Source organism: Aeromicrobium sp. UC242_57 (assembly GCF_044452305.1).
In the GTDB taxonomy this organism is placed as follows: domain Bacteria; phylum Actinomycetota; class Actinomycetes; order Propionibacteriales; family Nocardioidaceae; genus Aeromicrobium.
In genome coordinates this window covers 595,942-613,204 of the sequence record NZ_JBIOAM010000003.1, presented here as the reverse complement: position 1 = coordinate 613,204, position 17,263 = coordinate 595,942, and the positions used below count along the sequence as shown (strand labels likewise).

The window sequence follows — 17,263 nt, the reverse complement described above, 5'->3', positions numbered from 1 at the left end:
ATGACCCATCCGGGCACGTCTCCCTGTTCATCTGAACGATGACTTCTCCACATGTGCCTTCTTCCTTTCCTAGGTGCCCGAGGTGAGGTGGAGCCCGACGAAGCCTGGGAAGAACGCGAACACGACCGTGATCGGCAGGATCAGGAACACGACCGGGAGCATCATCGCCACCTCCTTGCGTCCGCCGACCTCGATCAGCTCACGCCGGCTCAGCTCACGGACGTCGGCTGCCTGCGCGTGCAGCACGTCGACCAACGGCGTTCCCCGCTCCACCGCGATGGCGAGGCCAGCTGAGAACCGGGCGATGCTCGTCACGCCGGTGCGAGCCGCGAGACCGTCGAACGCACTGGCCATGGGCATGCCAGTGCGGACATCGGCGATGACCGTGCCCAGCCGTGGCTGAGAGCACCGCGACAGATCTGCATGATGCGGCTCAGCCCGGCGATCGGGCTCTCCCCTGCCGCGACCGCGAGTGCCAGCAGATCGGCGACGATCGGGAACTCCTCCTGCATCTCCCGCTCGTGGGCCGCCACGCGGGACGACAGGTGCTGGTCGCACAGCAGCACGCCGAGGACGAACCCGAACCCGCAGATCAGGAGCAGGAACACGACGTTCGTGCGCCCGCTAGCCCAGAGCGTCACCGCGATGACGACTCCTGCGGCGAGGCCAGCACCACCCCAGGCAACCTGCACGAGCCGAAAGTCCTCGACCGTTCTGGGCGACCCGAGCCGCACCAGACGCCTGGACACGCTTGCCGTCCCGCCGACCAGATCACCGATCACGTCGCCCAGCTTGCGGAGCGACGGGCCGAGCACGGCGTCGAGCACGTGGGCAGGCCGCGGCGTCGAGCTGGCCGGATGGACGTCACGGACGTAGGGCACGACCCGTTGGTCAAGAGAAGGTCGCCGAGCTCGCAGCCAGCCCGAGAGTGCCAGCACGAGGCCCGACGACAGACAGAACCCGATCAGCGCGCCGGTCATGCGAGGATCCGGCGTTCTTCGGGGAGGCGGCCGATCCACATCATGAGGCGGTAGGCGACGACACACAGCACCGCCCCGGTGGCCAAGACCGCGAGTCCGGCGCCTGTGGCGAACCGGCGCACCACATCACCTTGCAGGCACATCAGCAACAGCACGATCCACGGCGCGGCGACCGCAAGCCGTGCTCCGTTGACGGTCCAGGACTGACGTGACTCCAGCTCGCCGCGGGTGCGCAGGTCTTCGCGCAGGAAGCCGGACAGTGAACGCAGCATCCGGCCCAGATCACCGCCGCCGACCTCCCGGGCCATCCGCAAGGCCTCGACCACGCGATCGCCGACCGGGTCGGCGAGGCGGGCCTTCAGCAGGTCGAGAGACTCGTTGAACCGACCGGTGCTCTGGTAGTCGTGGCCGAACTTGCTGAACGGCTCACGCAGTCCGTCTGGGCCGCGCTCCCCGAGCTGGATCAAACCCTCTGGCAACGAAAGCCCGGCTCTGACGGCTGAGGTCAGGTTGTCGACCGCATCCGGCCACATCGCCGCGTGCTCGCGCAGGCGTCTGGCAGCACGCCCGCGCAGGATCGCCACAGGCGTCCCTGCCGCCATCGCACCGAACACTGCCCGATCGACACCACCCCCCGACAGGCCGGTCATGACCACGCCGGTCGCGATGAACGCTGCTGCAGACAGCGCGACGACCTGCGACGGCGAAACTCCTTCGACACCGGCGCGAGCCAGGAGGCCGGCCAGCCGCGACCGACCCGGCCGCTCCCGACGCGTCGACTCCTGTCGAGGGTCGCTGAACGTCCAGCCGATCAGCAGGACCCCGACGCCGGCCAAGAAGCCGATCAGGGCGCCCATCGCGCAACCCCCAGAACGTTCTCGATGTCGATGCCGGCCTGCTCGAAGGCCTGACGTCGCACCGGCACGCCGTGTCCGCGTTCGAGCCGACCATCGCGACGGGTGAAGACTGCCTCCGACTCGATCAGGTCGTTCTCGACCCGTCCAGTGACCGCCACGATCTCGCGCACCGCGCGGCGTCCTTCGGCGTCGAGAGCCGTGTGGATCACGAGGTCGACGGATGCGGCGACGCTCGGCACGACGAAGCGCGAGCCGATGTTGTCGCCGGCCAGGAGCGGGAGCGTGCACATCTTGACCAGCGCCTGGCGGGCCGAGTTGGCGTGGACGCTCGCCATGCCAGGAAGCCCGGCGTTCAGGGCCAGCAACAGGTCAAGACACTCTGCGGCGCGCACCTCGCCGACGATGATCCGCGAGGGACGCATGCGAAGCGCCTCCTTCACGAGCATGCGCAGGTCGACCGTTCCCGTTCCTTCGAGGCCCGCCTGGCGAGTCTGCAGCGCGACCCAGTCAGGATGACCGCACTGCAGCTCGAAGACCTCTTCGACCGAGATGAGCCGTTGGCTGCCGGGGATCGACGCCGCGAAGGCAGTTGAGCAGCGTGGTCTTGCCTGCCTGGGTACCTCCGGAGACGACGATGTTGAGGCCTGCCCGGACGCTCGCGTCGAGGAAGGTCGCGGCCGGCCCGTCGATCGTCCCTAGCGTCACCAGATCGGTCAGGGAATCAGCTGTGGCGACGAACTTGCGAATGTTGACGGCAGCGAACCCACGACTGATGCCGTCGAGCACGACGTGGAGCCGGTGACCACCCGGCAGCATCGCGTCGACGAACGGCTGGCTGATGTCGAGACGCCGCCCCGACGATGACAGCATCCTCTCGACCAGCTCACGCACCTGCTCGGCAGTCAGGATCACCGAAGTGAGCTCGTGTCGTCCCTGCCGTGCCACGAAGACCCGCGAGGGATCATTGATCCAGACCTCCTCGACCGTGTCATCGTCGAGCAGGGCATGCAACGGACCCAGCCCGCTGACGTCGGCCAGGATCTGGCCCACCAGAACCTCTGGCTCCTCCAGCGGCCGCACCGCACCGGTCAGGCTGCGGGACTCGTGCTCGGCGATCGCCTCGATCGCGGCCCGCCGCACCGACTCGGTGTCAAGACGCGGATCGATGCGCCGTTGACGGACCAGATCACGCACCCGGTCAGCCAGCACGGTCGCCTGCGAATCCATCATCTGTCCCTTCACCTCACGGGACGGATCCCCGAATCGAGTTGGGACAGATACTCACGAACTCGCGGCCCTGAAGGAACCACGGCGACCAAGCATCTGGGGGAAAACTTCGCCAAAACGCACGAAAACACTCATAGGTATGAGTGTTTTTCGGTGGGTGGCTCCTCCGCCTGGCAGGTTCGATCAGGAAGCTCTGGCTGATCTTCCGAGGTAGAAGGCACCCACGAGGAACACCACGGTCAGGATGAAGAGCCAGAACGCGCCTTTGATGATCGCCCCCAGGACGCCGGTGACGATGGCCAAAATGATCAGCAAGATGACAAGAACCATGCCTGCAACGTACCGCCGCCACGAGGACCTCGCCAGGCGGAAACTGCTCGGCTGAAGCCTGTTCGAGTCAAACTCCGACACGAGCCGCACCCGAATGCCGGCAACCTGATTCAGCGGTATTGAGAACTTGCCTCTACGCAGTCCCGCAAGAGCGCCTGTGGGGCCATACTGTTTTTCAGCTGACGTCATCAGCACGGTCCATGCACGCCGGACCACGTCTTCTTGGGGAGCATCCATGGATCTCGGAGTATCCGATGTCGTGCAGCAGGTGGCGACGGGAGCGCTTCCACCTGGCGGCACCGTCGATGCGCTGGTCATCGAGGCTTATGAGCACGCACGGCCGCACCTCGACGGGGCCGTCGCCGACTACATCCCGATCTTGGCCGCGGCCGATCCTGAGCTGTTCGGGGTCTGCGTCGCCGACGTCGACGGTGGCGTCCACGTCGCGGGAGACACCGAGGTCGAGTTCTCGATTCAGTCGATCTCGAAGGCCTTCGTGTACGCGCTGGTCTGCGAGGCGTACGGGCACGAAGTCGTCCACGATCGGGTCGGCGTCAACAACACGGGGCTCCCGTTCAACTCCGTCATGGCGATCGAGCTCGAACGACGGGCACCCGCTCAACCCGATGGTCAACGCCGGCGCCCTGGCCACGACAGCGCTGATGCCCGGCGAGACCCCGGCCGAGCAGTGGGAGGCCGTCCGGCTGGGGCTGTCAGCCTTCGCAGGTCGTCCGCTCGAGATGGACGGCGAGGTGTACCGGTCAGAGGCTGCGACCAACCAGCGCAACCGGGCAATCGCCGGTCTGCTGGAGAGCTACGGCCGGGTCGAGCTCAACCCCCTGGACGTCGTCGACGTCTACACCAAGCAGTGCGCGCTGCGGGTCAGCGCGCACGACCTCGCCGTCATGGGCGCGACACTTGCCGACGGCGGGGTCAACCCCGTCACCGGCGAACGCGTCGTCTCGCCCCAGGTGTGCAGCGACACGCTCGCCGTCATGGCCGCCAACGGCCTGTACGAACGCTCCGGAGAATGGCTCTTCGAGATTGGCCTGCCCGGCAAGTCCGGAGTCGCCGGTGGCATCGTGACGATCTCCCCCGGCAAGGGCGGCATCGGCGTGTTCTCGCCGCGGCTCGACCCAGCCGGCAACAGCGTCCGCGGCCAACGGGCCACCGCCTACCTGTCACGGGCCCTCGGCCTGAACATCTTCGCCTCCGCACCTCACGTACCCACGAAGGGATCCATCGATGAGCACTGACATCAAGCATCACGTGGAGGAGCGCGTCTCCTGGTTGCCGATGGTGGGGCTGTTCCTCGCCCAGGTCCTGATGTCGTTCAACGTGGCGTCGCTGCCAGTGTCGTTGGGCGGCATGGTCGAAGACTTCGACGTGCCTGCGACCACCGTCAGCACCGCGATCGTCACGTACGGCATCGCCGTCGCCGCGCTCGTCATGGTCGGCGCCAAGCTCGGCCAGCGCATCGGCTGGGTGCTGATCTTCCGGATCGTGGTGGCGCTGTTCGCCCTCTCGGCCGTCATGATGATCGCGGCACCGTCAGTCGGCTGGGTCATCGCGGCGCAGGCGTTCGCAGGTGCATCGGCAGCCATCATCGTCCCGGCCCTCGTCGCCCTGATCGCCGAGAACTACAGAGGCGACCAGCAGGCCACCGCGATCGGCTCCCTCGGCTCCGCCCGCGCCCTCTCGGGGGTCAGCGCCTTCTTCATCGGTGGAGCGCTCGGCACCCTGGTCGGCTGGCGCCCGTCGTTCGTCATCGTCCTGGTGATCGCCATCGCCGTGTTCGTCCTCAGCTTCACCCTGCGTTCGGACGGCGGCGACCCCGGCGTCAAGATCGACCTGGTTGGCGCGATCCTCATCGGCCTCGGCGTCGTCGCCCTCACACTGGGCTTCAACAACCTCAACAACTGGGGTGCGATCGTGGCCAACGACGACGCACCCTTCGACGTGCTGGGACTGTCGCCCAGTCCCCTGCTGATCCTCGCCGGAGTGATGCTCGGTCAGGGCTTCTTCTGGTGGACGCGGTACCGCACCCGCTCCGGCAAGACTCCACTGATCACCCTGAGCGTCCTGAAGGCGCCCCAGGAACGTGCCGCGGTGTACGCGATGTTCATCGTCGTCTTCCTCGAAGCCGCGCTGAACTTCACGGTGCCGCTCTACATCCAGATCGTGCAGGGACGCAGCCCGTTCTCGACCGCCGTGGCGATGATGCCGTTCAACCTGACGGTCTTCATCACCGCGACGCTGGTCATCCGCACCTACAAGAAGTTCCCGCCACGCACGATCGGCGTCTTCGCGTTCAGCCTCACCACCGCGGCCCTGGCTTGGCTGGCGTTCGTCGTCACCAACAACTGGGAGACCGTGCCGACGATCGTCGGGCTCGTCGCCTTCGGCATCGGCCAGGGCGCGCTCGTCACGCTCGTGTTCAGCGTGCTCGTCACCTCAGCGCCCAGCTCGCTGGCCGGAGACGTCGGCTCGATCCGCGGCACGACCCAGAACCTCGCATCGGCCGTCGGCACCGCGATCGCCGGCGTCATGCTCGTCTCGTTCTTGTCGATCAACATCGCCCAGGCCGTCACCGATCACCCCAACCTGACACCAGAGCTGGCCGCCCAGGCAGAGCTCGACACCGTCGGATTCATCAGCAACGACAACCTGCGCGAGTCGCTGGCCGACACCGATGCGACCCCCCGACGAGATCGACGCCCTGGTCGAGGCCAACACCGATGCCAGGCTCAAGGCGCTCAAGATCGGCCTGCTGATCCTGGCCGGAGTGAGCGCGACGGCGATCGTTCCCGCATCGCGTCTGCCGCGGTATCGACCGCACGAGATTCCTGACCCGAGCGTGGTGGAGTAGGGCTGGAGCATGGCTGCTGTGGATAACGCTGGTGCGCAGAAATCGAATGTCTGACCCTTCGTGCAGAGTGGTTTGTGAGCCGGAATAGCAGTGATTCCGGCTCACAAATTCACTCTTGGAGGCGTATCCGGTGTCGGCTGTTCTTGTCTCGTTTCCTGATCCGTTGTCGGGTGGGGTTGTAGCGCTCAAGGCGGCTCTGGACACGATGCCGATCGGTGCATGGTCTGGGCTCGAAGCAGTGACGGTCCGTGGCCTGGCTGAAGAGCTGATGCGGATCGAGGCCCGGGTCAAGGCCCACCGAGCTGCTGCGGCCCGGGTGCTGGAGGCTTCGGGTCTGGCGAAAGAGTCTGGTGCGACGTCGACAGCGGCGTTGTTAGCTGGTGCGTTTGGTGGTGACCGGCGTGAGGCCGAGACGATGGTCCACCGCGGCAAAGCCCTGGAGACCGCACCGACCACTGAGGAAGCTCTTGCTGATGGTCAGATCGGTGCCAAGCAGGCCGGGATCATCGCCGACGCGGTCAACGACCTACCCGATGATGTGACACCAGCGCAGAAGCAGGCCTGCGAGAAAGCACTGCTGGACGACGCCCCGAAGTACAACCTGAAAGATCTGCGGTCACGGTCCAGGCGGATCACTGACCAGTTCAAACCCGCCCCCGAGGTCGACCAAGACGAGAACGACACTCTCGAGGATGAGGAGAAGAAGGCGTGGCGGCGGTCGGAGTTCTGGATGAACGCCAACGGCGACGGCACCACCTCGGGTGGGTTCAGGTTGCCTGACGCACAAGCCGAGATGCTGGACGCGGCGATCAAGGCGATCTGCGCCCCCAAACGCGACCACCTCAGAGACCACCCCGGCGCCAAAACAGAACCTGCTGACGCGAAAGCCACTGACGGTGAGAAGACCAGCGACACGGCCGGGCATGCGTTCTATGACCGTGGGCTCGACTGGCGCACCCGGATGGGTGTCGGCTTCGCCGAACTGTGCTCCAGGTTGCCTGGGCACCTGCTCCCAGGACGCAGCGGCCTCGGAGCCACCCTGATGGTCCACCTCGACTACGACACCCTGCTGCATGGTGTGAAGGCAGCGACCTTGTCGACCGGCACCCGCATCTCCGCCTCCCAAGCCAGACTCATGGCCTGCAACCTCGGGATCGTCCCGCAAGTGTTCGGCGGCAAATCACTACCGTTGGATCATGGGCATGAGCAACGGCTGTTCACCAAAGCCCAAAAACAGGCCCTCGCGGCCCGCGACCACGGCTGCACCTTCCCCGGATGCGACCGGCCGCCCGAACAATCAGAAGCCCATCACTACCGAATGCCCTGGGCCAAAGGATCGACCACAAAGCTCGACGACGGGGTGCTCGATCTGCCCCCACCACCACCGCCTCATCCACACCGACAACTGGTCAATCAGACTCAACCGGGCCACCGACCGCATCGAATACCGCGCACCAGGCTCACTCATCTGGCAGACCAACCACCGATGGCGACCCTGAGGTGTGTGGGTAGGCTGCGTCGCAACCAGACCATGTGGTCGCTGATTTCTCAGTGATGGCCCATCGTTGCTGCATGCTCTCGGCAATACTTCATCTGAGGGCATCGGAACGTAAGGACATCATGACCATCGAAGAGACAGTCGAACCGTCTGACTTCTATGTCCGCGGCGTCGAACGTCTCATGGTCGCCGTCCAAGAGCTGTCACTGGCTCGAGACCTCACACGTGTGCAGGAGATCGTTCGTACGACGGCCCGCGCACTAGTCGGTAGCGACGGTGCGACCTTCGTGCTCCGTGACAACGATCAGTGCTACTACGCCGATGAAGACGCGATCGAGCCCCTCTGGAAGGGCAGCAGATTCCCGCTCGAGTCGTGCATCAGCGGCTGGGCGATGATCAACAAGCTGCCAGCCGTCATCGAAGACATCTACGTCGACGACCGCATCCCCATGAGGCGTACCGTCCGACCTTCGTCAGAGCCTCGCGATGATCCCGATCCGCAGCCTCGACCCCATCGGCGCAATCGGCAACTACTGGGCCGACGGCCACCTCGCGACCGCCGAAGAGATCCGGTTGCTGCAGGCGTTGGCCGATGCAACCTCGATCGCCATGGAGAACGTCGCGATCTTCGGCGAGCTCGAACGCCGGGTCGATGACCGCACCGCCGAGCTGGAGCAAGCCAACCGTGAGATCCAGGAGCTCGCCGTCACCGATCCCCTGACAGGTCTGCTGAACCGACGCGGCTTCTTCCAGATCGCGACACTCCAGCTCGCAGCCGCCCGCAACAACCAGCGCACCTGCCTCGTGGCGTTCGTCGACGTCGACGGCCTCAAGACCGTCAACGACAAGCACGGTCACGTGACCGGCGACGCCATGCTCACACAAGTGACCCAGGCCCTCCGGTCCGTCCTACGAGCCGATGACGTTCTCGCCCGCATCGGCGGCGACGAGTTCTGCGCGTTCATCGTGCAACCTCCGCCAGACGGAAGCAGCCTGGCCGACCGGCTGCTGAGCCAGCTCGCCTCGGTCGAACGAAGCCGGCGACCTCCGTTACCGCCTGTCCGCCAGCATCGGCACCGTGACGACCGCCGAACTGCCAGACGCCACGCTCGACGACTCGTGCTTGCAGCCGACGCGCGGATGTACGAGCACAAGCGCATCCGCAACCACGAACGGTGAGGTGACAGGATCGGTCCATGACGTGGACCGCTCCCCGCCCTCTGACCTCCCCGACGCGGCCGACGAACCGGCCCCGAACGTCCCATCCTCGAAGGCATGCTCGACTGGCACCGCTGGACGCTGCACAACATCTGCGCCGGTCTGACCGCAGACCAGCGCGCAGCGCGACCGATCCCCTCAACCGGCCTGAGCTGCTCGGGCTCGTCCGCCACATGGCCAAGGTAGAGCGGGTCTGGTTCCGCAAGCGCGTCGCAGGGCAAGACATCGAGCACCTGCACAACTTCCGAGGCCCGCGACGACACCGACTTCAAGGTCCTCGACCCAGAGGATGCACCTGATGCTCTCATCCAGCTGATCGAGGAGCAGGCAGCCGCAGCACAAGCTGTCGCAGACCTCGATCTGGATCAGGAGATCGACGTCCACGGCAGTCCCATGTCGCTGCGGACCATCCACGTGCACATGATCCAGGAGTACGCCCGGCACAACGGACACGCCGACCTGATCCGTGAAGCGCTCGACGGCACGACCGGCCGATGACCGAATCCGAACCGACACCGGGCACGATGAACCCATGAAGCGCACCTCCATCCTGCTGACCGTCCTGACCACGACCGCACTCCTGGTCGCCGGCTGCGGATCGGACGAACCGCGCGCGACACCCACGTCACCGTCACCAGTGACGACGTCAGCCCCCACCACGGCAGCGCCGACCGACACCACCTCGACGACCACGCCGGAACCGACCCCGTCGCAGACTCCAACGCCTGAGGCGACGACCGCCAGTCCGACGACGGCGCCCACCAAGCCGACGAACAGCCAGGTCATCAACTACGAGACCGATGACGGTGGCGTGCTCATCACCCGGGCCGCCGACACGGCCAGGCTCACCGGCGCACCCGCAGACTTCAAGAAGTTCGTTGCCGCAGAGCTCGCCCGAAGCCGGGCCGAAGCCGATGCGGGCTGCCCGGAGAAGCCTCAGCTGTACGTCGCCCGACTCGCCACGGGCGGCTGGGCCGCTGGCGGCTACTTCGTGCCGCAGTGCGGTGGCTACGCAGCCCTGTGGACCAAGTCGGCAGGGGCCTGGAAAGAGGTCTGGAGCGGGCAAGAGCTGGTCGACTGCGCGACGCTGACCAAGTACGCCTTCCCTGCGAGCGTCGCCGGGACGTCGTGCCTCGACGGCGACAAGTCTGTGAAGTACCCGCGCCGCTAGCTGCGCTCGTAACAATCGTGTTTCCGCCGCCTGGGACACAGGACAGATACGTCATTCGACCGACGCACTGACCTGCCCATCGTCCTTACGGTTCCTTAACAGCCCCGACAGCACGGGGATACATGTGAAGGAGCCCAGACTCGATGGACAAGCTGACCGGCCGGGTGGCCTTGGTCACCGGCGCCGCCCAAGGCATCGGACACGCGACAGCCACCGCTCTTGCCGATGCCGGAGCCGTGGTCATCGCGACCGATATTCGCGACCAGTCCGACCTGGGTGAGCACATCCAGACCCGATCGCACGACGTGACCAGCGAGTCGCGCTGGACCGAGATCGTCGACGAGATCGAGGCCGAGCACGGCCGCCTCGACATCCTGGTGAACAACGCCGGCGTGTCAGGCTACGACCAGCTCCACGAGCTCTCGTTGGCCGAGTGGAACCGGATCATCGGCATCAACCAGACCGGTGTGCTGCTGGGCATGCAGCAGGCCCTGCGCCTGATGCGTCCGCAGAAGTCAGGCGCCATCGTGAACGTCTCGTCGATCTGCGGAGCCGCCTCCGTGAAGGGCGTTGCGGCGTATCACGCCTCCAAGCACGCCGTGCTGACGATGACGAAGAACGCCGCGGTCTCGTACGCCGCTGACGGAATCCGCGCCAATGCGGTGCTGCCCGGCTGGATCCGTACCCCGTTGACCCTCGGACAGACCGACGAGCTCAACGGCGCCTTCTTGGACGCCACCCCGATGCGGATGGGCGGCGAACCATCCGACGTCGCCGATGCCATCTGCTTCCTGGCCTCTGACCGTGCCCGCTTCATCACCGGCGTCGACCTTCCCGTCGACGGCGGCTACCTCGCCCGCTGAAAGGACTGAGATGAACCGTCTCACTGACAAGGTCGCCATCGTCACCGGCGGCGCCGTGGGCATCGGCTGGGCCACCGCCCGGCTGTTCGCCGAGGAAGGCGCCACCGTCATCGTCGCCGACCTCGCCAAGCCCGACCTCGACGCCGAGGACCCCGCGATCGCCTATGCCGAGCTCGACGTCACCGACGAGCACGCGTGGACACAGCTGGTCGCCGACGTCCTCGCGGACCACGGCCACCTCGACATCCTCGTCAACAACGCAGGCGTGATCGACTATGCCGGCATCGCCGACGTCACCCCGCACGACTGGGAGCGGGTCATCGGCGTCGACCAGACGGGGGTGTTCCTCGGCATCCGAGCTGCGCTGCAGCCGATGCTCGCGCAGCAGTCCGGGTCGATCATCAACCTCTCCTCGGCCTGGGGCGTCGTCGGCTCCGACGGCGTCGCGGCGTACCAAGCAGCCAAGGGCGCGGTCCGAGGTCTCACCCGCAATGCTGCGATCAGCTACGCCCGGTCCGGAGTGCGCGTCAACACCGTCATTCCCGGCTGGGTCACGACCCCGCTGACCAACCGTCAACCCGCGGAGAAGAACGCCGAAGTCATCGCGCTCACCCCGCTGGGATATGGCGCCGACCCGCGCGACATCGCGTGGGGCTGTGTCTACCTCGCCAGCGACGAGTCCCGCTACGTCACCGGCAGCGAGCTCGTCATCGACGGCGGCCTGCTCGCACAGTAGGCCCACCCCGTCAGAACCCACCGACTCAGGAGAAACTCCATGCCCCGCACCCTGTCCGTCGCCGCTGCTCAGTTCGAGCTGCGCGAGGTCGACTCCTTCGCCTCCTTCGCCGACCAGGTCCGTTCGCTGCTCGACGACGCCCGTGAAGCCCGGCTCGTCGTCCTGCCCGAGCTGATCACCGAATCGCTGTTCACGATCGACCCGGACTGGCGGTCGCACGAGATCGGCCAGCTGACCCGGATCGCCGACTTCACCGATGAGTACGTCGCACTGTTCACCGCCGAGGCCGCCCGGCGCGACCAGTGGATCCTCGCAGGCAGTCATCTGGTGAGGACCGAGGGCGGGCATGAGAACGTCGCCCACCTGTTCAGCCCGTCCGGCGACGTTCACGCCCACGCCAAGACGCACATCTTCCCGGCCGAGGCCGACTGGGACACGCAGGAGGGCGACAGCCTGGCGGTCTACGACATCGACGGAGTGACCGTCGGCATCGCGATCTGCTACGAGGCCGAGATCCCGGAGGTCTGCACCACGCTCACCGCCCTGGGTGCCGAAGTCCTGCTCACACCGTCCTACACGTTCACCGAGGCCGGGTTCTGGCGTGTGCGTCACTGCGCAGCAGCGCGTGCGATCGAGGACCAGGTCTACGTCGTGCACTGCCCGGCGGTCTCGCACCTGACAGCGCCGCTGTCACCTGGTTTTCGCGCGAGCCTCGGTGCTCTCCCCCTGCGACCTCGACTTCCCGGCCGATGGCGTCCTCGTCGAGTCCACGACCAACCAGCAGGACGTCATCACGTACGAGCTCGACCTCGATCTGCTCCACCAGAACCGTGCATCAGGTGCCGCGACCACGCACCACGATCGCGGCCGCCGCAAGGACCTGTACGCCAAGTACGCGCACGCCACCCTCTCAGCTGCCAACCGCACCACTTTCGAAAGGACCACGTTTCATGCCTCTCAACCTCCCCGACGGCAAGAAGATCGCCGTCAACGTCGGTGCCGACTTCGACGCACACTCCGTGTGGATGGGCACGTTCGGCAAGACCAGCCCGGGCTACCTCTCCCGCGGCGAGTACTGCGCAGAGGTCGGCGTGCCACGCCTGCTGGGCCTGTTCGAGCGCTACGGCGTGACGGGCACCTGGTGCACGCCGGTGCACTCGATGGCCACCTTCCCCGAGGCGTTCAACAGCATCCTCGAAGCCGGTCAGGAGATCGCCGCACACGGCTGCTTCCACGAGTCGGTCCCGTCCCTGGACAAGGACGAAGAGGCGCGGCTGATGGAGGAGACCATCGAAGGCCACCTGAAGCATGTGGGCGTCCGGCCACGTGGGTACCGCTCGCCGGCGTGGGACTTCACCGAGCACACCCTCGAGCTGCTGGAGAAGACCGGCTTCGAGTGGGACTCCTCCCTGATGGGTCGCGACTTCCAGCCCTACCACCCGCGTCCCGTGGACGTCCGGTGGGAGGAGGCGTCGGTGTTCGGTCCTCCCAGCCCGATCCTGGAGTTCCCCGTCTCGTGGTACCTCGACGACTTCCCGGCAGGCGAGTACATCCCCGGAGTCAACCCGGGCCTGGGATCCAGCGAGGTCATGTTCCAGCGGTTCAAGGATCACTTCGACTACGCGTACGCCTACGAGGACAATCCGGTGCTCGCGATCACGGTCCACCCCCAGACCATCGCCAGGGCCCATCACATTCTCGGCATGGACGAGCTGCTGGAGCACATGGCCAGTCATGACGGCGTCTGGTTCGCCTCGCTCAGCGACATCTACGACACCTGGACCGACGACTGATCTTCGCACTGCACGGCCCCACCCCCAGGCACGACCCTCACAGAAGGAAGCACCCCCATGAAGACACGACACCTCACCAGAGTAGCGGCTGCCGTCGGCGTTGCCGCCTGCCTCGCGCTGAGCGGCTGTTCCAACGACATCGCCGACTCCTCCGGTGGTTCGGACAAGATCATCGACGCCCCGGTCTCGGACCCGGCTGACCTCAAGATCGCCTACTTCTCAGCAGGCACCAGCAACTCCTACCTGCAGGCCTCGATCGACGAGGCCAAGAAGGTCGCGAAGGAGCTCGGAGCCAAGATCGACATCTTCGACGGTGGCTTCAACGCCCAGTCCCAGTTCGACCAGATGCAGCAGGCCCTGACCAGCGGCAAGTACAACGCCTTCGCGGTGGAGCCGAACGACGGCAACCTGGTGTGCGACATCCTCACGCAGGAAGCACCGAAGAAGAAGGTGCTGGTCTCGGTCTTCAACCTGCCGATCTGTGGGCGCGCAACCAACACGGGGGTCGAGACGTACGAGCCTGGCACGATCACGTACGTCGGCGGTCAGACCCTCGACGTCTACGAGAACTGGGTGCAGAGCGTCATCGACAGCAACGAGGACGGCGCCAAGATCGGCCTGATCTCCGGACCCGACCTGAATGCCAACACGATCGCCTTCTTCAAGGCCGCGAAGGCATTCGCCAAGGAGAAGGGCTTCGAGGTCGTTGCCCAGCAGACCACGGACTACACGACCCCGAAGGCGTTCAACGCCGCGCAGACCATGATGCAGGCCAATCCTGACCTCGACGTGATCATGTCGAACTTCTCCGGCATGACCCGTGGCGTGGTCGAGGCCGTCGGCAGCAAGAAGGTCCAGATCTTCGACTTCGGCGGAGACACGTGGGCGCTCGACCAGGTCAAGGCAGGCGCCCTGACCAGCAGCGTCATGATGCTGCCTCGCCTCGAGACCCGCGCAGCCCTCGAGGGTCTGGCCGACTACGTCCGTGGCAAGGACGTGCCGAAGTTCATCAACCTGACCGAGTCCACTCGCTGCCCGGGACACCGTTCGCCACGGCGGACAACGTCGACGAGTTCACCGCTCAGTACTGATCCCCGCCCGACCGATGCAGTGGAGGCGTCTATGAATGACACAACCGAACGCGCGATCACCGCGAACGGCGCACGCAAGGTGTTCAACGGCTCGGTGGCCGTTCACGGCGCCGACCTGGAGGTACGCACCGGCGAGGTGCATGCCCTGGTCGGTGAGAACGGCGCTGGCAAGTCGACTCTGCTCGGGCTGATCAGCGGCCGGCTGGCAGCTGACGGCGGATCGGTCGAGGTCTTCGGACACCGCCTCCACGGCGGCAATCCGCGCGAGAGCCGAGAGCACGGACTGGTCGCGGTCTATCAGGAAGCTCACGATGATTCCGGGCCTGTCTGCGGAGGCGAACGTCTTCCTCGGACAGGTCCGGACACGGGGCGGCCTGCTGGACCGACGCGCGATGCGTGCACGCTACGAGGAGCTGTGCGACGAGCTCGACATCCACGTACCGGCAGACATGCTCGCCCGTGACCTCTCGGTCTCCCAGCAGCAGATGCTGGAGATCATGCGTGGGGTCCAGAGCAATGGTCGGATCCTCGTCCTGGACGAGCCCACGGCCGCTCTGGCCGAGCACGAGCGCGACACGCTCTATCGGGTCTTGCGTGCGCTGACCGCACGAGGCACCACGATCGTGTTCGTCAGCCACAACCTCGACGAGGTCCTGGACCTCAGCGACACCATCACGGTCCTGCGCGACGGTCAGGTCGTTCGCAGCGCGCCGCGGGCGGAGTGGACCAGGCCGACGCTGATCGAGCACATGGTCGGGCGCACCGTCGACGTGCTCGCTGATCGCGGCACCCATCAGCTCGGCCGTGAGGTGCTGTCCGCCGAGAGGGTCTCGTTGCCAGGCGTCCTCGACGACATCTCGGTCACGGTCCGGGCTGGTGAGATCGTCGGGCTGTGGGGGCTGGTCGGTTCGGGTCGCACGACGTTCCTGCGCTCGCTGGCCGGCGCCGAGCCGGCATCGACCGGCCGGCTGACGCTGCACGGTGAGGCGATGCCTTGGCCGCGGAGCGTCCGCCAAGCCATCCACGACGGCATCGTGATGGTGCCCGAGTCCCGCAAGCAGGCCCTGGTCCTGGGCATGGACGGGACCAGCAACTACTGGCTCGGACGTTCACGGACTCGGTCCCCTTTCCTCGACCGTCGCGACGAACGCACCGAAGCCGGCGACACCGGCGACGTCTTCGCCTTCCGGCGGGCCCGTCTCGGCACCCCCGTGCGCAATCTCTCGGGCGGAAACCAGCAGAAGGTGCTGCTGGCCAAGTGGGCCGGTCACCAGCCGGACGTGTTCCTCATCGACGAGCCGACTCGCGGAATCGACATCGGCGCCAAGGCCGAAGTCCTCTCCTCGCTCGTGCGTCTCGCCAGCGAGGGCGCAGCCATCGTGGTGACGTCCTCGGAAGCTCGAAGAAGTCCTTGCGATCGCGAATCGCCTACTCGTCTTCGCCCACGGCCGTGTGGTGCGAGACATCCCTGCCCACGACCCCGAATTCGACGTGGACGCCGTCGTGCGCCACGGTTTCAGCCAGGAGCGACTCATGAACCAGCCCACTGACCTCATCACCGAGGGCGCGACGACGCCCTCGCACGCCGCCTCGACCACGACCGAGACGGCGTCTCCGCCGGCGCTGTCGGGTCTGTTCTCGCGGTTCGCCATGGTCGTGGTCCTCGCGGCACTCGTGGTGCTGGCGACGATCCTCTACCCGGGCTTCCTCTCTCCGGACAACCTGCGGGACATCTTGGTGCAGAACACTGCCGTGGGCATCGTCGCGCTCGGGATGACCTTCGTGATCATCTCCGGCGGATTCGACCTGTCGGTCGGAGCGACCTATGCGCTCGGGTCCACTGTGTCGGCCGGCGTGGCGATCTCGACCGGCTCGCCCAATCTCGGAATCCTGGCGGCGGTCCTCGCGGGCGTCGTCTGCGGCATCGCCAACGGCGTGCTCGTGGCCAAGCTGAACATCAACCCGTTCGTGGCCACCCTGGGCAGCGCGTCGATCATCTCCGGCATCGCCTACATCTACTCCAAGTCCGCACCGTTCATCGTCTCCGATCCCAACTTCAAGCTCCTCGCCCGATCCAGCATCGCGGGATTCCCGGTCCCGATCGTGATCCTGGCCGTGACCTTCGCCGCCGGCGCCGTGCTGCTGGCGATGACGCGGTACGGCCGCAACATCTACGCGATCGGCGGCAACCACGAGGCGAGCTGGCTGTCGGGTCTTCGAGTCACGAGCCTGACCGGCAGCGTCTACGTCATGACCGGCGTGCTCGCAGCCTTCGCCGGCACCCTCGATGCATCCCGCCTGGGAGTCGGCCAGGCCGATGTGGGTGCCAACATCGCGCTCGATGCGATCGCGATCGTGATCGTGGGCGGCACGTCCCTGCGCGGCGGCGAGGGAGCCGTCTGGCGGTCGGCCGTGGGTCTGTTGATCTTCGCGACGCTCACCAACCTGTTCTACAGCCTCAACCTGTCGCAGCACTGGCAGCTGATCGCGAAGGGAACCATCGTGCTGATCGCTGTGGCGCTCGACTCCTGGTCCCGCAACCGTCGGTCATGACCGGCTCGTCCCCTGTCGTTACCTTTGGGAAACCCACCGAGACCGCAGGGAAAGTTACACTGAGAACCTGGCCTCTG

The 17,263-nt window shown here is 66.2% G+C and carries 20 protein-coding genes and 2 pseudogenes; 15 read left to right on the top strand and 7 right to left on the bottom strand.

Going from position 1 to position 17,263, the window contains the following annotated elements; all coding sequences use genetic code 11:
- Positions 1 to 69 precede the first annotated feature (69 nt).
- From ACHMWU_RS13665 to ACHMWU_RS13635, 7 genes are all read right to left on the bottom strand, one after another.
- Positions 70 to 354 (bottom strand): type II secretion system F family protein, encoded by a 285-nt coding sequence (locus ACHMWU_RS13665; RefSeq protein WP_396044468.1) that lies wholly within the window; start codon positions 352 to 354, stop codon positions 70 to 72.
- A complete protein-coding gene (locus ACHMWU_RS13660) occupies positions 312 to 980 on the bottom strand; it encodes a hypothetical protein (RefSeq protein ID WP_396044466.1) in 669 nt (222 codons plus the stop codon). Before ACHMWU_RS13660 ends, ACHMWU_RS13665 begins: the two co-directional genes overlap by 43 nt.
- A complete protein-coding gene (locus tag ACHMWU_RS13655; protein ID WP_396044464.1) occupies positions 977 to 1,837 on the bottom strand; it encodes a type II secretion system F family protein in 861 nt (286 codons plus the stop codon). The genes ACHMWU_RS13660 and ACHMWU_RS13655 overlap by 4 nt, the downstream gene beginning before the upstream one ends.
- Positions 1,825 to 2,364, bottom strand: a complete 540-nt coding sequence (locus ACHMWU_RS13650) for an ATPase, T2SS/T4P/T4SS family (RefSeq protein WP_396046746.1) — start codon at positions 2,362 to 2,364, stop codon at positions 1,825 to 1,827. The genes ACHMWU_RS13655 and ACHMWU_RS13650 overlap by 13 nt, the downstream gene beginning before the upstream one ends.
- Complete coding sequence (locus ACHMWU_RS13645; RefSeq protein ID WP_396044462.1) at positions 2,345 to 3,067, bottom strand: ATPase, T2SS/T4P/T4SS family; 723 nt, start codon at positions 3,065 to 3,067, stop codon at positions 2,345 to 2,347. Before ACHMWU_RS13645 ends, ACHMWU_RS13650 begins: the two co-directional genes overlap by 20 nt.
- Before the next feature lie 180 nt (positions 3,068 to 3,247).
- Positions 3,248 to 3,583: a hypothetical protein gene (locus tag ACHMWU_RS13640; protein WP_396044460.1), complete on the bottom strand. Its 336-nt coding sequence runs from the start codon at positions 3,581 to 3,583 to the stop codon at positions 3,248 to 3,250.
- Positions 3,570 to 3,836 carry a hypothetical protein gene (locus ACHMWU_RS13635; protein WP_396044458.1) on the bottom strand — a complete coding sequence of 89 codons (267 nt, stop codon included), beginning with the start codon at positions 3,834 to 3,836 and terminating at the stop codon, positions 3,570 to 3,572. Before ACHMWU_RS13635 ends, ACHMWU_RS13640 begins: the two co-directional genes overlap by 14 nt.
- On the opposite strand from ACHMWU_RS13635, the pseudogene ACHMWU_RS13630 reads away from it, so the two are divergent.
- The 15 genes and pseudogenes from ACHMWU_RS13630 to ACHMWU_RS13560 form a co-directional block, all read left to right on the top strand.
- Positions 3,774 to 3,959: pseudogene (locus ACHMWU_RS13630) on the top strand (glutaminase); the annotation flags it as partial. The gene ACHMWU_RS13635 and the pseudogene ACHMWU_RS13630 overlap by 63 nt on opposite strands.
- A 61-nt stretch (positions 3,960 to 4,020) precedes the next feature.
- On the top strand, positions 4,021 to 4,650 hold the full coding sequence (locus tag ACHMWU_RS13625) for a glutaminase (protein ID WP_396044456.1): 630 nt from the start codon (positions 4,021 to 4,023) through the stop codon (positions 4,648 to 4,650).
- Positions 4,640 to 6,244 carry an MFS transporter gene (locus tag ACHMWU_RS13620; RefSeq protein WP_396044454.1) on the top strand — a complete coding sequence of 535 codons (1,605 nt, stop codon included), beginning with the start codon at positions 4,640 to 4,642 and terminating at the stop codon, positions 6,242 to 6,244. The genes ACHMWU_RS13625 and ACHMWU_RS13620 overlap by 11 nt, the downstream gene beginning before the upstream one ends.
- A 149-nt stretch (positions 6,245 to 6,393) precedes the next feature.
- On the top strand, positions 6,394 to 7,818 hold the full coding sequence (locus ACHMWU_RS13615) for a DUF222 domain-containing protein (protein WP_396044452.1): 1,425 nt from the start codon (positions 6,394 to 6,396) through the stop codon (positions 7,816 to 7,818).
- A 429-nt stretch (positions 7,819 to 8,247) separates the two neighbouring features.
- Entirely contained in the window at positions 8,248 to 8,940 is a 693-nt protein-coding gene (locus tag ACHMWU_RS13610) for a GGDEF domain-containing protein (protein WP_396044450.1), read from the top strand.
- A gap of 17 nt (positions 8,941 to 8,957) precedes the next feature.
- Positions 8,958 to 9,278, top strand: coding sequence for a DUF664 domain-containing protein (locus tag ACHMWU_RS13605; RefSeq protein ID WP_396044448.1), 321 nt, complete (start codon positions 8,958 to 8,960; stop codon positions 9,276 to 9,278).
- A pseudogene (locus ACHMWU_RS13600) lies at positions 9,274 to 9,477 on the top strand (DUF664 domain-containing protein); the annotation flags it as partial. The gene ACHMWU_RS13605 and the pseudogene ACHMWU_RS13600, both read left to right, overlap by 5 nt.
- 34 nt (positions 9,478 to 9,511) lie before the next feature.
- Complete coding sequence (locus ACHMWU_RS13595) at positions 9,512 to 10,150, top strand: hypothetical protein (RefSeq protein ID WP_396044446.1); 639 nt, start codon at positions 9,512 to 9,514, stop codon at positions 10,148 to 10,150.
- A gap of 143 nt (positions 10,151 to 10,293) precedes the next feature.
- Positions 10,294 to 11,013 carry an SDR family NAD(P)-dependent oxidoreductase gene (locus tag ACHMWU_RS13590; RefSeq protein WP_396044444.1) on the top strand — a complete coding sequence of 240 codons (720 nt, stop codon included), beginning with the start codon at positions 10,294 to 10,296 and terminating at the stop codon, positions 11,011 to 11,013.
- A gap of 10 nt (positions 11,014 to 11,023) precedes the next feature.
- On the top strand, positions 11,024 to 11,749 hold the full coding sequence (locus tag ACHMWU_RS13585; protein WP_396044442.1) for an SDR family NAD(P)-dependent oxidoreductase: 726 nt from the start codon (positions 11,024 to 11,026) through the stop codon (positions 11,747 to 11,749).
- 39 nt (positions 11,750 to 11,788) lie between these two features.
- On the top strand, positions 11,789 to 12,880 hold the full coding sequence (locus tag ACHMWU_RS13580; RefSeq protein WP_396044439.1) for a nitrilase-related carbon-nitrogen hydrolase: 1,092 nt from the start codon (positions 11,789 to 11,791) through the stop codon (positions 12,878 to 12,880).
- Positions 12,841 to 13,542: a polysaccharide deacetylase family protein gene (locus tag ACHMWU_RS13575; RefSeq protein ID WP_396044437.1), complete on the top strand. Its 702-nt coding sequence runs from the start codon at positions 12,841 to 12,843 to the stop codon at positions 13,540 to 13,542. The genes ACHMWU_RS13580 and ACHMWU_RS13575 overlap by 40 nt, the downstream gene beginning before the upstream one ends.
- 57 nt (positions 13,543 to 13,599) lie before the next feature.
- Entirely contained in the window at positions 13,600 to 15,096 is a 1,497-nt protein-coding gene (locus tag ACHMWU_RS13570) for a substrate-binding domain-containing protein (protein ID WP_396044435.1), read from the top strand.
- Entirely contained in the window at positions 15,008 to 16,183 is a 1,176-nt protein-coding gene (locus ACHMWU_RS13565; RefSeq protein ID WP_396046744.1) for a sugar ABC transporter ATP-binding protein, read from the top strand. The genes ACHMWU_RS13570 and ACHMWU_RS13565 overlap by 89 nt, the downstream gene beginning before the upstream one ends.
- Positions 16,167 to 17,186 (top strand): ABC transporter permease, encoded by a 1,020-nt coding sequence (locus ACHMWU_RS13560; RefSeq protein WP_396044433.1) that lies wholly within the window; start codon positions 16,167 to 16,169, stop codon positions 17,184 to 17,186. Before ACHMWU_RS13565 ends, ACHMWU_RS13560 begins: the two co-directional genes overlap by 17 nt.
- The last annotated feature ends 77 nt before the right edge of the window (positions 17,187 to 17,263 follow it).